Genomic DNA, 17,003 nt, shown 5'->3' on the forward strand with positions numbered 1-17,003 from the left:
CTGTAGTTAACAATGCTATCAACGGGTTCAATTTAAATGGCTTTTTGGATTTCCCAAATAATGATTATCGACTGACAAAAAACGCTGTTGTTATCAATGCCGGGAATAACGCCATATGGGACTATGCCTCCACTATGAATTTTGGATATGGTACTATTACTCAGGATATTGCGGGAATGCCTCGTATCACAGGAAGTGCAATAGATTTAGGTGCTTATGAATATCAGGGTGCTTCTTCCGGATCAACCGGTGATACCCAATCTTCAGGAAACATTATTATCAAAGGTCTGATAACCGATTTTAATTTCCATCCTGTCCCTTACGCTCTAGTCGGGCTGATTAACAGCAAGGTAGCCACAATGAGCAATCCTGCTCAATTATTAACAAGCTATAACACGATTTCAACAATTAACGGAACCTTTACGCTTTCGCTTCCGCAGGAAATTACACTTTCTTCAGTAGCCCTTATTTTTGCCAAAAACAGTGTGGCCGGTCCTTACATCGATCAGCTGTTCGGGTCACATATAAATACAACTCAGGATTATATTTATACGATAGCTGTTGTTAATGTTCAGCCTACAATTAATGTAATAGGTACTGTAAATATGTTACTTAAAGAATACCAGCAGACGGTACAGGTGGTTTCGGCAGGCATCCCGGTGACAGGAGATTTTATTCTGAATGTTTCTCCTCAGCAGGTAAGTATAACAACCCCTGATCTTGTGACTCAGTTAATGTACGGAGATGTTATCAACGCAACCGGACCGGTAATAACTTTTAGTGTCGCCGCGGCAACTCCTTATTATGAAATAAATTTGTATGAACATGTTTTTAATGGTCCCGGATACAATTCCGTAAACGCGGTTACCGGGACACATAATGTAACCCTTCTGCTCGATTCGCTTACAGCTAATAATACTACTGTAACACTGGACCTGACCATCACAAACAATGGAGGACCTTCTCCCAATAATTATGTTGCCCAAAACTTACAATCGCATATTTACTATAATACTTTACAAGAGGCTTTGAATGCTGCTTCTCCTAATGCCATTATTCAAATTGTTACTTCCAGCATTCTGGAACATGACGTGATTTGGCCGGACAAGGATGATATTTCGATTGTAGGCGCACCTTCATATAATGTTACCTGGATGGTGGGAACAGCCGGACAGCGGCATCTGATGCAAAACAATGCCCGCCACTGGATGCTTAAAGGTATTCAGTTTACTTATGGCCGCGGCGATTTCGGCGGAGTTATACAGATATCTACCGACAGCGTTTCCGAAAGGCTCACGATCGACAGTTGTACTTTTCAATTCCCCTCTGCCAATTATGGCGGTGTTGCATACACCTCGGGCCCCAAGAGCCAAATTGTGGTATTAAATTCAACTTTTAATTATTGTTTGGCCGGTATGGGCGGAGCGTTTTATCAGGGAAATATAACTGTAAAAAACTCAGTATTTAATCATAGCGGTTATTTTATGGGCGCGCCTAATCCTTCAACTGCGTATGGCGGTTTGATGGCGGCAGATACAGCCCAGGGGTTTATTAAAATGTATGATTCGCAAATTATTAATAACGGCAGCGCCGGTGGCAGCGGCGGAATCGGCGGTCATGGCGGTGTTTTTTATTTGACAACTGTAGAATTAACCAATTGTGTCGTAACTGGTAGCAGAGCATGGTTCGGTGGAGTTTTCGACAATTGCGATGATGTAACTCTCAATGGCACAAGCATAATCGGAAGCGAGGTTAGCCAGGGTGGAGGCGTTTCCTGGTTAAGCCCGATGGTTGCTATCAATTCGATTTTCTCCAATAATCAGGATACCGGGGGTCAACCGAGCGGAATTTTTACCAATGCCGCGGACACCCTGATAAACTGTCTGGTGGTTACCAATAGTTCCTCCAAAGCTATCTGGGTAAACAATAAACATCTTCTTTTAAATACAACTGTTGCCCAGAACTTCGGACCTATTTACGAGGCAAGCGGAGTTGCCAGTTTTTACGCCAAAAACAGTATTCTGGCCGGCGACTTTGACGCGGCAACGGCAAGCACAAACTATTCTACAGTAACTTTTAACAATTCTATTTTTACCGATTCTTCCATACCCATACAGATTTGCGTAACCAATAATGTTTCCGGGTTTTTTCTTAGTGATTTCAAATCCGATTATTCGATAGTCAGTTCCAGTGTAGCCATTGGAGCAGGCTCAATCAGTCTTTGGAATTCAGCCTCGCTGAATGTAACCACTGATATCGCCGGTAATCCCAGAATAGTCAGTAATTCCATAGACATCGGCGCCTACGAATATACAGGCCCGGTTTATGTCGCTTCATTAAATCCGGCAATGATAACACTGAATATAAGTGACGGTTCGCTGCCTATAGCTGCTGCAATAGTGCAGGTTAAGACCTATAAGATAAGAAATGACGGCGGCAGCGATTTTGTAGCTACCATGAATTTGATCGCCGATATTAACGGGTTAGTAGCCTTTAATACAAATATTACCGGTAATTATTTTGTCGAGACCATCACAACATCCAAAAATTATGTAGGCAAGATGAAGGAATATGTAATTACTTCAGCCAGAAATATCAGCGAAACTGTTACCTTACTGGCTGCGCCTTTTACAATCAGCGGTAAAGCTTATAATGAATATGCTGTTGCGGTAAGTGGAGTTTTGGTTTACGCCATACCCGAGGCTTATGCGAATGATATTTTTAACTGGTATTCAACTCCTTCGGCTACAGATTCATCTTTTTATGATGTAAATGAGGCCGTGACTAACATTAACGGAATTTATAACTTGCAGGTTTGTTCGCTGAACTGGGGAATATATACGGATTCAAGTAATGGACCTCCGTTACCCATCCGGCCATCTATTAATATTCAGGGCGATTATAGTGGATTGAACTTTATGGTGAATACCAACCCCAGTATTAATGGAACAATTGTTAAAATTAAAGTTTCCAACGAAACAGATGCGGTTGTGCAAAATGTACGATTGGAATATTACATGTACAGCATTGCCACAAATAATAATAACCAATTAATAACCAGTAATGCCAAAAATACCGGAGCAGACGGAATAGTTTCCTTTAATGTCTTCGCTGCCGGTAATTACTTTATCAAAATGTTTTTGCTTTATGACGGTTATGTAAGCAAAACAAAATATATTGTAGTGGATAGTGATAGGATGATAAGCCACTCTGTTACAGTTACTCCCGCACCATACAGTATCAGCGGAAGAATTATCAATGATGTTGGTGCCGGCCAGCAGGGTATTGAAGTAATGTCCGCTCCGACTCATGCTGTTCAGGCTATTATTGATTGGTATGCTGATCCGAACAAAAAAGATACCGGCTATTTTAATTTTGCCGGAGCCAAGACCGGTTTCGACGGTTCCTATAGTCTGGCAGTGAATGCCAATGACTGGTGGGTACTCTGTTCCGTAACCGATAACGCTTCACCGATCACTATCAATACATTTGTTACTGTCCCGCCTTCGGTAAATTTGGGCGATTTGGTGCTGGACAGTAATCCCGGCGAAAATTCGCTGAGTTTAAAAATTGGAGTTCAAAACAATGCCGGACAACCAATAGCAGGAGCAAAAGCCAGTTTCCGGCTTATGCGTGCGACAAATTACGGCAGCACGTTTATTAATTACTATTATAAGAACGTCGACCAAAATGGTCTGGTCACCTTTAATTTGTCCTTAACCGGCAACTATCAGATTGAGTTTATTTGTACATCGGAAAATTATCAGGGCAAATTTAAAGATTTTGTGATTACCGGAGACAGAATGGTCAGCGAGTCTATAACTCTTACCGCCGCGCCTTATGCAGTTACCGGAAGAATAATTGACAATTTGGGTTCTGCGCTTGTCAGCGCGGATGTCTACGGATTGCCGTCAGCGAACTATGCTACTATTATGGGCTGGTTCAATATAACCGGTAACAAGAGCGATCTGCCCTATTACGATTGTCTGGCCGGCGCGTCAGATATGAACGGTTCCTATAAATTAATGGGCGATACAGGCTCCTGGACAATAATGGTAGCGGCAACGACCAATGATTACCCCAGAGTTATTTGCAATCTGGATGTGCCGCCTTCACAAAATCTGGGCACGTATGTGTATGATAATGATCCGTCATCAAACAGGGTAGTTATCAGGCTTAATGTTAAAAACGAAAATAATAATTCTTTAGCCGGTGAAGTTTTACACGTATCTTTTCAAAAAATGTATTCCAATGACTCTTTTGTCTGGTTCCAGGTTACATCAGATGTTTCCGGACGCGTAACTATAGACTTCTCAAGCACTATTAATTATGTAGTACAGATAGAGACTTCGCACAAAGATTATTTAAAAGAGTTAATGGCATATACAATCACCAGAGACAGGTTCGTTTCCACTGATATTTTTGTTAAGTCAGCACCATTTTCTATTAGCGGTAAAATTACAGATGAATATAATAATCCGACTGCCAATGTAGACATTACCGCTCTGGTCGACTCGCAATTTGATTATGTTGCTTCCTGGGCCAGGAAGCAGAATTCTCCGACCGGAAATGATGTGGATTTTACATTTGGTACGACTACAACTGATATAAGCGGCAATTATTCTCTGAAAGTTCCAACCGGCAGCTGGGCTGTTTTAGTTCAACCGAAAAGTAGTTCAGCCGGAATATTGGTAATATCCAGATCCGTAAATACGCCGCCAAATGTATCCGGTCTAAACTTTCAAATGGCCAATTTTGTTACGGTTAATATCACAGGTATTGTTATCAACAGATCAAATACACCTGTTAATCATGTATTAGTCGGTTTAATGAAGAACCAGACAGGTATAACCATAAACAGCATCGAGTCTGTAATATCAAATATCAGGTCATCAACCGGTGGTTCAGGAACCGGCACTTTTAGCCTGTCCTTTAAATGGGTTACAAATAATGAGTTCAACCTGATGGCCAACAAAGGCAAGAGGACCCAGCAAATAGTTGGGGATATTGAAGGCGGGACCATTACCGATACCGATGAATATATGAATACAATTTTAAGGATAAGCCCCGCTCAGATCAGTACAAATATAAATATTACTCTTACTATAGTGGAAGTGACCGCGACATTATCCGGTATCATTACCTCCGAAGATATTATTGTTACCCGCCCGCTGACTATAACCGCCAGGACCAATTTCGGCGTGACCAATAACTATATTCTGGACAGTATGTTATCCAACATGGTTATAGATACTGGAAATTATGAATTAGCCCTGGCCACAGGCAATTACAATATGGAAGTATATCAGACGTTTAGACTCGGGCCGGATAGTTATAAAGACAGTATTTATAACAGGGCAATAAATTTAACATCAACCGGTGTTACTACCTATAATATTTATATAACTACGCCGAATACAGCCCCGAACTTAACTATCAATTCCACGTTTTATGTGTCGGAAAATCAGTTATTAACAATCACCATGAGTGTGCTGGATATAGACGGAGATGTCATCCGGGTAACCCAGTACCCCTGGGCCTGGGACACGACACAAAACTATAAAGTTACAGGTAACGGGTCATTCACTTATACCTTCCAGACCAACTACGATCACTCCGGAACATATAATCTGACCTTTGTAGCGTCTGACGGCAGACCGAATGGACAGACCACACAAACGGTTACAGTAATCATCAATGAAATTAATAATTATCCTCAGTTCGCTTTTCTGACCAATAATTTTGTGATCTCGGAAAATCAGATGCTGACCTTTAATCTGAGCATTACCGATACCGGCGATTCCTTCGATTTATATATCAGCGGACTGCCTTCAGGCGCTACTTATAATCTGGGTAGCAGTTTATTCAGCTGGCTGCCGGATAAAACTCAATCCGGTATATACACGATTACCTTTACCGCTGTAGATACTTTCAGTGCGACAGTTAACAGAGTATTTTCTATCGCCGTAAATGATATCAACGGTTTGTCCATACTCAGCTATACCTTCAAGGTCCCGACCAACAGTAATTTGATGATGCTGGGGTTACCCATTGGAGATATTACCCGGAATATGAACCTGGTTTACTGGGATCACAATCTCTATGATTATGTGACAATAACCGGTAATATTGTTAAACCCGGACAGGCTGTATGGGCTAAAGTTACCGAAGATATTTTTATTGATTTATCTACCAAAAACTTTATTGTCGGTAATAAGTCGGTTTCCCTTAATAGGGGCTGGAACCAGCTGGCCAACCCTCAGGTAACAACCGTAAACTGGGATAATCTGGTAATTTCTTATAATAATGAGACCTATTCACCGATTGCGGCTGTCAGCTACAATTTAATTTACATGGGAGCTTACCTCTTCAATGGGACTGGGTACGAAGAAGCAGGTAACTTATGTCTTCCCTGGAAAGGTTATTGGGTTGCTGCAGTCAAACCGTTAGATATTATTTTCCCAAGCAAGAATGTTTCAATAAATGTTAATTATGTAGCCAGGTTATCTGCCGCTTCTCAGGAATTGGTCCTGGGTATAAAAGTTTTAAATACCGCGCAGGCCCAGGATTCTATAACCCTGGTCGGTAATGATCAGAACGGCAAATTTGTAGATAATCTTTCACTGCCGCCTTTTGAAACTAAAAAACTTAATATACAGGCCCAAAAAGACGGTCTGAATCTGATGACATGTCATCAGGATTTTAATAAAGATAAAATGGAATGGAATATAAGAGTTGAAAATCAAGACGCGGGCAATTTGGTCCTAAATCTTAAGGAACTGGTTAACAAGACTACTGAGAAATACCTGTATTATCTGGTTGATGTAAAGAATAACAGAACAATAATGTTTGTTGACGGACAGGCCACGGTTTACGCGAACGGTACAGTGAATGATTATAAAATTCAGGCAATAAATATTCTGTCTGTCGGCGCCATATCTAGCCTGATCAATTATCCGAACCCGTTTAATCCCAATGTGGGTGAGAGCGCTAAAATAGAATATGTGTCCAGTCTTAGCGGCACTGTTATCGCTAAGGTAAGAATATATTCAATACTGGGCAAAAAACTGAGGACTTTAGATAAAACAGGTACAGCATCTGACTCTTTGGTCTGGGACGGCAAGGATGAAAACGGCTACATGATGCCCAATGACCTGTATTTTTATATATTAACTTTGACGGATACCAGTGGAAATGAAATCAAGGCAAAAGGTAAAATGGTATTATGGAAAAAATAATTAAAAAAGCACTAGTTTTTCTATCTCTGGCTATTATATTTGCAGTCATAACCGGATGCACCGGTGAGCCCCTTACGAACACAGATATGATAACAATTCAGGGAACTTACAAATTGCCACAAGTAGCAAACGGTTCCTGGAACGGAATAGTGGTAAATATTACCGGGCCGGAAAGTTTCTCCCCAATAACTACTCTGGGAGACGGCAAGTTTACGGTAAATGTAAAGACCAACGGAGTATACACTATTGTTGCCACGAAATCCGGCTATATGAATGAAACCAGAGAAATTGCCGTAAATGTTAATACGTCCAAACTTTATGATCTGGGAAATATTACTTTAATTAATAGCAATCCGCCGCCTACGCCGAATATAAACTGAAGGGAAAAATGAAAAAGATATTAAAATTATTAGTGATCGTGAGCCTCATCGGAATAGTAAACTATGCCGGTTTTTTTCTGGATAACGGTATAGGACTAAAGGGTATGCAGCTTGGCGGGGCTTATACCGCTGACCCTATGAGCGGAGAAGCGCTTTACTGGAATGTAGCCAATCTGGTCAATGTGAAAGACAGTGAATTTTATGTTTCTTATGCTCAGAAATTTTCCGATCTTACCAACTATTCTTTTATTTATAACACCAAACTTTCAGCTGACAGCGCATTGGGTGTGGCTTATTACCGGGTTGGTGTGGACAATAACGATGTGCGCGATTCAAGCGGATCGAAAACGGGTAGTTTTCAGTATGTTAATGAAGCTTATTTTATTGGTTATTCCAAAGCTTTGTCCGATTCAAGCAGTTGCGGACTGACTGTGAAATCCGTTTCTCAAAAAGCGGTAGACCAGGCATCCTATATTTCTCTGGACCTGGCTTACAGAATGCAACTTCTGAAGAATCTGTCTTTAGGACTGGTTGCGCAGGATATATATAATAATGGCAACCCGGCTGATATAAAACCTATATACAGAGCAGGTCTTTCTACACAACTTTTTGATTGTGTCTTTAGCGCCGACTATATGTACCATTCTTTATTCAGCACGGGATATTACAAGTTTGGGGTAGGTTATGTAGGACTTCCTTTTGTGGAAATTAAAGCAGGATACAGCGATTATGATAAAAATTTTTATGCAGGGCTTTCCACCAGCTTTTTCGGAATAAAAATTGATTACCTTTACACTAATCCTGAACTGGATGTAGTGCATCAGTTCGGACTGGGCATAGACTTCTAATACCAAGTTGCGATCAACCGGATAACTTTGTTGACGCCGTCCTCGGCATACTCAATGTGCTATTTACCACACCTCCGCTGCCTCGTCCTTGTCGCCTCGTTCTCCGGCTGATGGCTGCCTTGGTTAATTTTATAATCTCAAGTTGGTACCAATGCGTTAATATATCTATAAGGTGTTATGGTCACACTTCGTCAAGCTCAGTGTGACACTATCATTTTTGTCATGCTGAGCCTGACGAAGCATGACTTATTTGCATGCACAAATGAAAGATACCTGGAAGTTATCTGCTTTTATTTAACGTCAACAGTTTAATTTCGTGATTTTTTATTAGCGCCAGCACATCCGGAATATTTCCACTCAGGGAGACATGCTCGGCCAGTTCCTGTGCGCTGGGCAAAGGAATATTTTTTCCGGAAAGCAGCAGTTGTTTGGTTTTGGCGTTGGCCATTAACAACATAAGCTGATTAAGGTCAAAATTATTCGGGTCAGAGGAAAGAATATCAGACAACAGCCCTTCACCCAGAAGATTTTTCAGCAGGTCCTGAAGATTGGAATCGGGTTTGAGCCCCAGTTCGGAGAGTAGAGAAAGGACCTCCTGACTACTGCTTAAATTCAGCAGCAGTTCCAGAATATCTTCCGCATTCACATTAAGTTGCGCGGAGTCCTGCAATAATTGCATAAGTCCTTTTTGCATCAATGCCTGCCTGAATAATTCCAGAAAGTTTTTTTTCTGGTCCTGGCCGCTGACAACCACATTGTTACCTATAAGCTCAACACATATACCTGCAACCTGGCTGAAATCCATCTTCACTTTGTCGATGGTCAGTACAAAAAAGTTGGTGTCCAGAATAGAGAGGTTGCCTTTGTAGTCAAAAGCCAGATTACCGTTCTGGTCCATGGCAATACCAATTGTAACTGTAACTATTACCAGTTTCCCGCCTACCCGGATAAACAGCTGTTTGTTGCTGGGGACAAGGATTATATTTTTATTCTTTTTGTGGATGGCAAGTTGACCGGGCTGAGGCTTCAGTACCATTGCACCTGAATAAGCTATTTTACTTTTTCCGTACCTGATGAGGGCTGATTCAGGAGCCAGTTTGATAAGTTCATTAAGGTGCAGCCACTTTTCATTGATTTTGATATTTTGGCCTCTGTATAGATTTATCGATACTTTACCTATTTTTATAAATTTCTTCGGCAAACAGACTACGGCCAGGTTATTTTGATAATCAAAAACCAGGTTCCCGTTTTTGTCTATAAAACAGCTGGTATTTTTCCCCAGCAGTATAGAGTTCGCGGCGCTGCGCAGTTCCAATCTGTCACCCTGGTAAAGAAAGTGCAATTTTCTTTTTATACCATCTTTACTACCCTGGATATATAAGTCCAGGAATTGAGATGAAGTTTTTATGATGGTATTCGCAGGGCATTTTATCTTATTCCCGCCAAATTTTAAAATACCGTTTTCCGCGTCAAAAGCACACTGTTCGGAGAATCTTAACCAGTTTCCCCTGGTTTCTATGAACTGGTTTTGTGAATTGGTAAAAATTAAATATCCGCCGCATCTGATTGTACCTTGTTCGGGATTTATGACTGTTAAATATTTGTCGAAGTTAAAGGCGATACTTCCTTTTTTATCAATATAGGCAGTACTTTTACCGCTTAATTTTAATTGATAATTATCAAATCCCAGCAGCAAAAATTCAGGATTTATCTGAATTATAATTTTTTTGCAATCTGTATCCTGACTGTTCTGATTGTCCGTGAGTACCAGAACTATTTGTTGGTCGCTGACATATGCCTGGCATTGGTCCGGCACCTGAATTTGCCGGCCATTTATTTTAAAATATCTTTCCCGCTCATAAAAGTAAATCTGTTCGGAAAGCCGGAAAAATTCTTTTTCTCTAACCATATCTTCAGCCAAAAAAAGATGGAAACAGATATGTGCGCTCTGAAAGATTTTATAGGTCCTGTTTTTATTGGAAAAATTTTGCCCGGATTGTTTTTCTTCATAATCGGGGGAAATTTTAACGGTGTCTTCTGTGTCTTCCTGGATTTCATTGTCTTCGGCAACTAATTTTCCGATAACTACAGTTTGTTTTTTGTCAGCCAGCGTATTAATATCCAGTATGCCTTCATCGTTTAATTCATTGATGCCGTTTTGTTGCTTCTTTTTTTCTATTTCGTTTGTGGGATTTTCCATGCTTAAGCCATCTCCGTGACTGTAATTTTGCTTAAACGTTCGTCTCCGGAAATTTCTTCTTCGATATTTGATTCGGCTTTAAGTCTGTCTGTTATTTTTTTCATTTCTCTGTATTTAACAACCAGCGCCGGCAATTCCATATCTGAAAGTCGTGCGGCAATCATTTCCATTTCATGTTTGGTTGTTTCAAACATTTTCATGTTGATTTCGTCGCGCATTTTATCAAATTCCAGTTTATCCATTTTCAGACCGGCTTTTTCACCGTTTTTCAAAATACCTTTAATTTTGTTTTCAATCAATTCATAAGCCGGTCCACGCAGTTCATATAAAGATGCCCTTTCATAAAAAGCTTCTTTCAGCATGTCTTTAATCCTGTCCTGGGCTATCATTTTAGCTTCTTCCTCAATTTTTTTATTAAGCACCTCTGTATAAACTCCCAATTTCAGAAGGCCATTCTTTAATTTGCGGATTTTAAATTCTGTTTGCAAAGTAGTGGTTAGCCCTGGTTCCAGCGCGCGTTGCATATAAAGAGCTCTTAAACGGTTGATAAAGATATCCTTCTCATCTTTTTGTTCAAATTCATAACCATGTTTTTGCCGACCTCGGTCATCCTGCCTGTTAAAACCTCCGTCACCTGTATTAATGTTGACATGCATACCGGCGGTGTCATTTTTATGCAGGTTTATTTCTTCTTTGGCCAGACCGTAGTTGCGCATAAAACTTTCCATGGCCGTCTGGGCCCACTCTTCGGTTATTTTCGGGTTATTGGTAATGGAATTAAGTTCACTGACTTTCGATTCGAATGATTTAATTTTTTGTTCTTTGGTTTTATCGCTTTTTAATGACTCGTCCATCACAAAATGTCCAAGTTCATCTATGGCAAAGTCAGATAATTCTTTGCCTGCATGGTACATGGCTTTATTGATTAGACCCTGAAAGCTTTCGTCAAAACTTCCGAAGTCCTGGCCGCCAAGCAGAATATTTGAAACGAAATATTCTGTGAACCTGTTCAGCCTGGTATCTGCTGTCACAGAATCTATTTTGGATTGAACGGATAGTTGTTTTTGAATAATCGCATCTTTGATATTTTCCCGAATTTCCGTTTTGATGGTTTTCTTTACAGTAAGCTGAATGTCTTTGATTTGTCTGGAAGTTAACCCATATTCTTTAAGTAACTTATTTTCATCTTGGCTGAGGTCAAAAAAGTTTTTATCGCTGCTTAACAGGTGTTTTCTGTATTTTTCTGTATATTCTTCGATATAGTCAAATTTATCAACTTCTTGTTCCTTACCTTTGGTCTTTGTTTTAATATCCTCTATCTTTAACTCTTCTCTGGTGTCATGTTTCCCGTTGTCATCTCCACCGTCATTGGTATCATCCATTTCAATTCTGCCACCGAAAGCCTGCTCGACATCGTTATCTTTACCATCCTTTTTATCATCGACATCATTAGCGTCCGGGGTATCGTCGTCTTTGTCCTTGGAGTCGTCATTTTCAGTGGATAAGTCACTGTCCGCCAGTTTATCCGGAGCGTTATCAGCTATTATTTTTTTTATATCTTTAACGCTTATATTATCCGTGTCTTCGGTCTGGTCTTTAGGTCGCTCATCGCTGGTGTCATTAGCGTCATCATTATTAAAACCTGTTACCCGCTGGGAACTGTTTAACCCTGAGCTTTTTTCAGTTTTGTCTTCGTTTGTTTTTATTTTATCTTCATCTTCGCCATCTTCTTCCGGCTTGTCAGTATTCTGGGAATCAGTATCATTTTGCAAAGGGTTATCACTACCCGATAAAAAGTTTGTCTGATTATCTGTCTGGCCTTTAATATCCTGTTTTGTCGAGCTCAGGGGACTATCGTCCTCGCTATCCGAGGACAAAGCCGAATCACCGCTTTCTGCCTCCGGTTCCAAGTCATTATCTTCATCATTTTTGTCTTTACCCAGCTCTTCCAGAAAATCTGAAAAATCACCACTATCTTGTACTTCGCCTTCCTTGGCTTTGGCAGCCGAATCTGAATCATCCTGAAATTTTTGTATCTGGTCGCGCACATTGGTTTTCTCGGAAAAAACATGTTCCTGCAGCTCTTCTTCTTTATCCGCCAGGGTTTCCTCAGAAGAAGTTTCGCTGTCTATTTTTTTCTTATCTCCTTTTTTAGGCGCTATGGAACCGGCAAGCTGGCTCATTCTTGCTCCGGAGCTTAGGGAGACCTTGTCTTCCTTGCTTTCTTCATTACCAAATAATAATTTAATTTCGTTTATAGATTTGGTATCTTTCTGACCTTTGTCCGGAGAAGTCATAATATCCATGCCGGCAGTAGCTATTTTTTGGAGAAAGTCACCGAGCATATTTTTTTTTGCATCTTTGTCATTGCCCTGAATAATTAGCTGAATGGGCGTGCGGGTGGTTTCTTTGGCCTTTGCTGTTGTGTTTTCTTTTACTTCATCTTTGGCCTTTTCAGAGGTCGAAAGAACGATTTTCTGCAAATCGTCAGTGTTAACATCGATCCTTCGCGCAGCTGTGTCAGGTCTGGCAGAGATGTCCATATTACGAATTCTCCAGAATTTTTTGAGTAAGCATAGCTATTTTGTCTCTGGTTTTTTGTCTTTCATCTACATTATGGAGCTTTCCTATCCTTCTTTCATGTACCTGTATCCGTTTGTCCACATTGTCAATCATGGAGCTGATCTTCGCTATTTTCAGCTCCAGCTCTAGTTTATTGACCGCCTCTTCGTTATCACTCTCATCAATCAGATATTGAGAAACCATACTACCTCCATTTATGCTCGAACAAGTTTTTGCTCTCGGAGCACAGGGCTCAGAGCTCTGAGTTCATGGTTTAAACGTCTATCAAAAGACATACTTATCCCCGCTTATAATATCGACATTTTTACATCTTTTTATGTATGGATTTTTACTGGTGTGATACAATCTGTTGATTATGAAACACGTTATTATATATACTGACGGCGCTTGTAGCGGTAATCCCGGTCCCGGTGGGTGGGGAGCAATCCTCAGATATAAGGACGGAGATAAGGAATTTGAAAAAGAGATCAATGGCGCTGAGCCGGAAACAACCAATAACAAAATGGAGCTTACTGCAGTGATTAAAGCGTTGGAAGCCCTGAAAGAAAAATGCAAAATCGATTTATATACTGACAGTAAATATGTAGCCCAGGGCATTGAGGAATGGTTGCCGAACTGGGAAAAAAACGGCTGGCGCAATGCCAACAAAAAACCTGTCAAAAACCAGGAACTATGGCGAAGGCTGAAAGAGCTTAAAGATCAGCATAAAGTAACTTTTCATTGGGTAAAGGGCCATGCAGACAATCCCTATAATAACCGGTGTGATGAGTTAGCTGTTCTGGCCATTGATGAAATCAGGAAAAATTGATTTGTGCCGCAGAAAGTGGCGGCAGCTTTTTATCTTTTTCTGATAGTAACGGATTTTGAACAGGCCAGGCAATTCCTAACTTTTCATCATTCCATACAATACCTCTTTCAGTTGCCGGCGAATAAATATTGCTGCATTTATACATAAATTCCGTATCATCGCTAAGCACCAGAAAGCCATGCGCGAAGCCTTCGGGCACGTAGAGCATTTGTTTGTTTTTAGCCGATAGGTTCACCCCCAGCCATTTTCCGAAAGTGGGGGAGGATTTACGAATATCCACCACCACGTCAAAAACTTCTCCGACAGTAACCCTGACCAGCTTGGCCTGGGCCTGCGGTTGAAGCTGGTAGTGCAGCCCGCGCAGTACATTTTTTGCCGACTTGGAGTGATTATCCTGCACAAATTCGTCTTTTATGCCATTGTCCCGGAATATTTTCCGGTTATAGCTTTCCAGAAAAAAACCACGGTCATCCCCGTGAACATCCGGTGTAATCAGAATAACATCCTTTATTTCCTGCGGTTCGAATTTCATATGTTTAATATTTTACACTTTAAGTCTAAAAATTATAATAGAAAATTTGTTAGGGATAATGTTAAGATATAAAATTATGTTAAATCCGAACAGCCTTCTGCAGCTAGATTTTACAAACATCTGGCATCCTTTTACTCAGATGAAGGAATGGATGAACTCCGAACAGATTATTATCGAACGCGGTCAGGGTAATTATTTAATAGATGTAAAGGGCAGGAAATATCTGGATGGAGTGTCCTCGCTCTGGGTAAACATACATGGCCATAATCATCCCTACATCAATAAAGCCATCTGCAAGCAGCTAAAAAAAATAGCTCATTCTACTTTTCTGGGGCTTACCAATGTCCCGGCCATACAGCTGACCGGATTACTGATGGAGATTATTCCCCGGAATCTGACCAGGGTTTTTTATTCGGATAACGGTTCGACCTCAGTGGAAATAGCTTTAAAAATTGCTTACCAGTATTGGCAGCAGCATCCGGAAACTCGCGAACGCAAACGCAGGAAATTTATTTCTTTTACCAATGCTTACCACGGAGATACCATCGGCTCTGTAAGCGTAGGGGGCATAGATTTGTTCCATGGGATTTATGAACCGCTTCTTTTTGATACCATAAAAATCCAGTACCCTTATCCTTTGCAGCAGAATTTAACACAAAAGCAGTCAGAGGAATCCAGCTTGAAGCAACTGGAAAAATGTTTGGAAACCGAGTCTCAAACAATTGCCGGTCTTATCATAGAACCGCTTATGCAGGGCGCGTCCGGCATGTTGAACACTTCCGCTCAGTTTTTGCAGAAGGTTCGACAGCTTACTAAAAAACACGGAGTTTTAATGATCGTTGATGAAGTGGCCACCGGCTTTGGCAGGACAGGAAGTATGTTCGCTGTGGAAAAAGCCGATATTGAGCCGGATATCTTGTGCGTGGCCAAAGGTATAACCGGCGGCTATCTGCCTCTGGCGGCTACATTCACTACCGAAAATATTTTTTCACATTTCCTGGGAGAATTTAATGAATATAAAACTTTTTATCACGGACATTCCTACACCGGCAATTCTCTGGCCTGTGCCGCGGCTATAGCAAATTTGGAACTTTTTAAAAAAGAAAAAGTGCTGGAAAAACTTCAGGAAAAAATATATTACCTTATACAGGGCTTAAAAGAAATTGAAAAATTGCCGCAGGTTGCCGAAGTGCGGCAGGAAGGTTTTATGGTGGGAATTGAGCTGTGCAAGGATAGATCTAAAAAAATATGTTATAAACCAGAACAAAGGGCTGGCTTTAAGGTAACCCAGGCTGCTGTTAAAAAAGGAGTTTTTTTAAGACCGTTGGGTGATGTCGTGGTCCTGATGCCTCCTTTATCTATAAGCAGAAAACAATTAAACCTTTTGTTAGATGTGACAAAACAGTGTATAATAGAAGTAACCAGAGACTTGTAAAGGATTGCAGTTTATTATTATTATGATTAAAGAAAAAAATAATAGACAGGTTTTTTTTTCCAAAGGAACTAAATTTCAGGGTAAAATTGAAAGTAAGTATAATATTTACTTGAGCGGAGAAGTAAAAGGAGAGGTAGTTTCCGAACAAGACATATATGTTTTGAGGGGTGCGAAAGTTTTTTCCAGCTTAAAAGCGGTTAATATTCAGATTCTCGGCCTTTGTGAGGGTGATGTTACAGCTGCACAGGATGTGATCATCAGCGAAGATGCCAGAGTATTCGGTAATATTATCTGTAAAAGTCTTGATTGCGCACAGGGTGCAATTTATAGCGGCGAGTTACAGGTAACGGTACAAAAATAGCTATGAATATTTTTAGAGAAAATCCTATTTTCGTATTATTACTTGGCTTGTGCCCCACAATGGCCGTAACGACTTCTGCTACCAATGCCATAGGCATGGGCCTTTCTACTCTGTTTGTGCTTTTCGGTTCCAATGTAATTATTTCTTTACTGAGGGATAATGTGCCCAAGGAAATTCGTATTCCTGTATATATTGTGGTAATTTCTACTTTCGTTACTATTATTCAGATGATTCTTGCCGGCTATTTCCCGGGTATAAATAAAGCTCTGGGTATTTATATCCCTTTGATAGTGGTAAATTGTATAATTCTGGGCAGGGCAGAAGGTTTTGCCTCCAAAAATCCCGTGCAGGCTTCTATGCTGGACGCTGTAGAAAAGGGACTGGGCTTTACTGTCGGACTTATAATTATAGGATCCATACGTGAGCTTATAGGTAACGGCAGTATATTCGGGTTCACAATTCTTTCGGATTATTATCCTATGCTGATTATGATACTTCCTCCCGGGGCGTTTCTAGTTATGGGCAGTATCTTGGCCCTTATTAATTTTTACAAGGACAAGAAAAATGGAATATCATAAAATATCTACTTCACATGTGCCTTCAAGACCGGCCCCAGTT

11 protein-coding genes are annotated in these 17,003 nt (G+C 40.6%); 7 read left to right on the forward strand and 4 right to left on the reverse strand.

What is annotated here, in order from left to right; translation table 11 throughout:
• The first annotated feature begins 44 nt into the window (after positions 1–44).
• From PHV30_08800 to PHV30_08810, 3 genes are read left to right on the forward strand one after another with little or no spacing between them, the layout of a single operon-like run.
• The gene (locus PHV30_08800; protein ID MDD5457116.1) at positions 45–7,238 is read left to right on the forward strand and encodes a choice-of-anchor Q domain-containing protein; all 7,194 of its coding nucleotides are present in this window, start codon (positions 45–47) and stop codon (positions 7,236–7,238) included.
• Entirely contained in the window at positions 7,226–7,618 is a 393-nt protein-coding gene (locus tag PHV30_08805; GenBank protein MDD5457117.1) for a hypothetical protein, read from the forward strand. The genes PHV30_08800 and PHV30_08805 overlap by 13 nt, the downstream gene beginning before the upstream one ends.
• A gap of 8 nt (positions 7,619–7,626) precedes the next feature.
• Positions 7,627–8,466, forward strand: coding sequence for a hypothetical protein (locus PHV30_08810; GenBank protein MDD5457118.1), 840 nt, complete (start codon positions 7,627–7,629; stop codon positions 8,464–8,466).
• 280 nt (positions 8,467–8,746) lie between these two features.
• Here the strand turns inward: PHV30_08810 and PHV30_08815 are convergent, their stop codons facing one another.
• Genes PHV30_08815 through PHV30_08825 form a run of 3 tightly spaced genes read right to left on the reverse strand, consistent with a single transcriptional unit; the run spans position 8,747 to position 13,432 of the window.
• A complete protein-coding gene (locus PHV30_08815; protein ID MDD5457119.1) occupies positions 8,747–10,666 on the reverse strand; it encodes a hypothetical protein in 1,920 nt (639 codons plus the stop codon).
• A gap of 2 nt (positions 10,667–10,668) precedes the next feature.
• Positions 10,669–13,209, reverse strand: coding sequence for a hypothetical protein (locus PHV30_08820; GenBank protein ID MDD5457120.1), 2,541 nt, complete (start codon positions 13,207–13,209; stop codon positions 10,669–10,671).
• 1 nt (position 13,210) lies between these two features.
• Complete coding sequence (locus PHV30_08825; protein MDD5457121.1) at positions 13,211–13,432, reverse strand: hypothetical protein; 222 nt, start codon at positions 13,430–13,432, stop codon at positions 13,211–13,213.
• Positions 13,433–13,604: 172 nt separating this feature from the next.
• Between PHV30_08825 and rnhA the strand changes: the two genes are divergently transcribed.
• The gene (gene rnhA, locus PHV30_08830; protein MDD5457122.1) at positions 13,605–14,057 is read left to right on the forward strand and encodes a ribonuclease HI; all 453 of its coding nucleotides are present in this window, start codon (positions 13,605–13,607) and stop codon (positions 14,055–14,057) included.
• Here the strand turns inward: rnhA and rfbC are convergent.
• Complete coding sequence (rfbC, locus tag PHV30_08835) at positions 14,044–14,589, reverse strand: dTDP-4-dehydrorhamnose 3,5-epimerase (GenBank protein MDD5457123.1); 546 nt, start codon at positions 14,587–14,589, stop codon at positions 14,044–14,046. The genes rnhA and rfbC overlap by 14 nt on opposite strands.
• Positions 14,590–14,665: 76 nt before the next feature.
• Here rfbC and bioA point away from each other — a divergent pair, with 76 nt between their 5' ends.
• The 3 genes from bioA to PHV30_08850 are packed head-to-tail and all read left to right on the forward strand — an operon-like array spanning position 14,666 to position 16,963.
• Positions 14,666–16,024, forward strand: a complete 1,359-nt coding sequence (gene bioA, locus PHV30_08840; GenBank protein ID MDD5457124.1) for an adenosylmethionine--8-amino-7-oxononanoate transaminase — start codon at positions 14,666–14,668, stop codon at positions 16,022–16,024.
• Positions 16,025–16,046: 22 nt separating this feature from the next.
• A complete protein-coding gene (locus PHV30_08845) occupies positions 16,047–16,385 on the forward strand; it encodes a polymer-forming cytoskeletal protein (GenBank protein MDD5457125.1) in 339 nt (112 codons plus the stop codon).
• Positions 16,386–16,387: 2 nt separating this feature from the next.
• Positions 16,388–16,963 carry an electron transport complex subunit E gene (locus PHV30_08850; GenBank protein ID MDD5457126.1) on the forward strand — a complete coding sequence of 192 codons (576 nt, stop codon included), beginning with the start codon at positions 16,388–16,390 and terminating at the stop codon, positions 16,961–16,963.
• Positions 16,964–17,003 lie beyond the last annotated feature (40 nt).

The sequence above is a fragment of the Candidatus Margulisiibacteriota bacterium genome, from assembly GCA_028715625.1.
Taxonomy (GTDB): Bacteria; Margulisbacteria; Riflemargulisbacteria; order GWF2-35-9; family GWF2-35-9; genus JAQURL01.

Excerpts from the sequence above, each read along its gene's own strand:
- PHV30_08805 (MDD5457117.1), top strand. The coding sequence starts at position 7,226 with ATGGAAAAAATAATTAAAAAAGCACTAGTTTTTCTATCTCTGGCTATT.
- PHV30_08810 (MDD5457118.1), top strand. The coding sequence starts at position 7,627 with ATGAAAAAGATATTAAAATTATTAGTGATCGTGAGCCTCATCGGAATA.
- PHV30_08815 (MDD5457119.1), bottom strand. The coding sequence starts at position 10,666 with ATGGAAAATCCCACAAACGAAATAGAAAAAAAGAAGCAACAAAACGGC.
- PHV30_08820 (MDD5457120.1), bottom strand. The coding sequence starts at position 13,209 with ATGGACATCTCTGCCAGACCTGACACAGCTGCGCGAAGGATCGATGTT.
- PHV30_08825 (MDD5457121.1), bottom strand. The coding sequence starts at position 13,432 with ATGGTTTCTCAATATCTGATTGATGAGAGTGATAACGAAGAGGCGGTC.
- rnhA (MDD5457122.1), top strand. The coding sequence starts at position 13,605 with ATGAAACACGTTATTATATATACTGACGGCGCTTGTAGCGGTAATCCC.
- rfbC (MDD5457123.1), bottom strand. The coding sequence starts at position 14,589 with ATGAAATTCGAACCGCAGGAAATAAAGGATGTTATTCTGATTACACCG.
- bioA (MDD5457124.1), top strand. The coding sequence starts at position 14,666 with ATGTTAAATCCGAACAGCCTTCTGCAGCTAGATTTTACAAACATCTGG.
- PHV30_08845 (MDD5457125.1), top strand. The coding sequence starts at position 16,047 with ATGATTAAAGAAAAAAATAATAGACAGGTTTTTTTTTCCAAAGGAACT.
- PHV30_08850 (MDD5457126.1), top strand. The coding sequence starts at position 16,388 with ATGAATATTTTTAGAGAAAATCCTATTTTCGTATTATTACTTGGCTTG.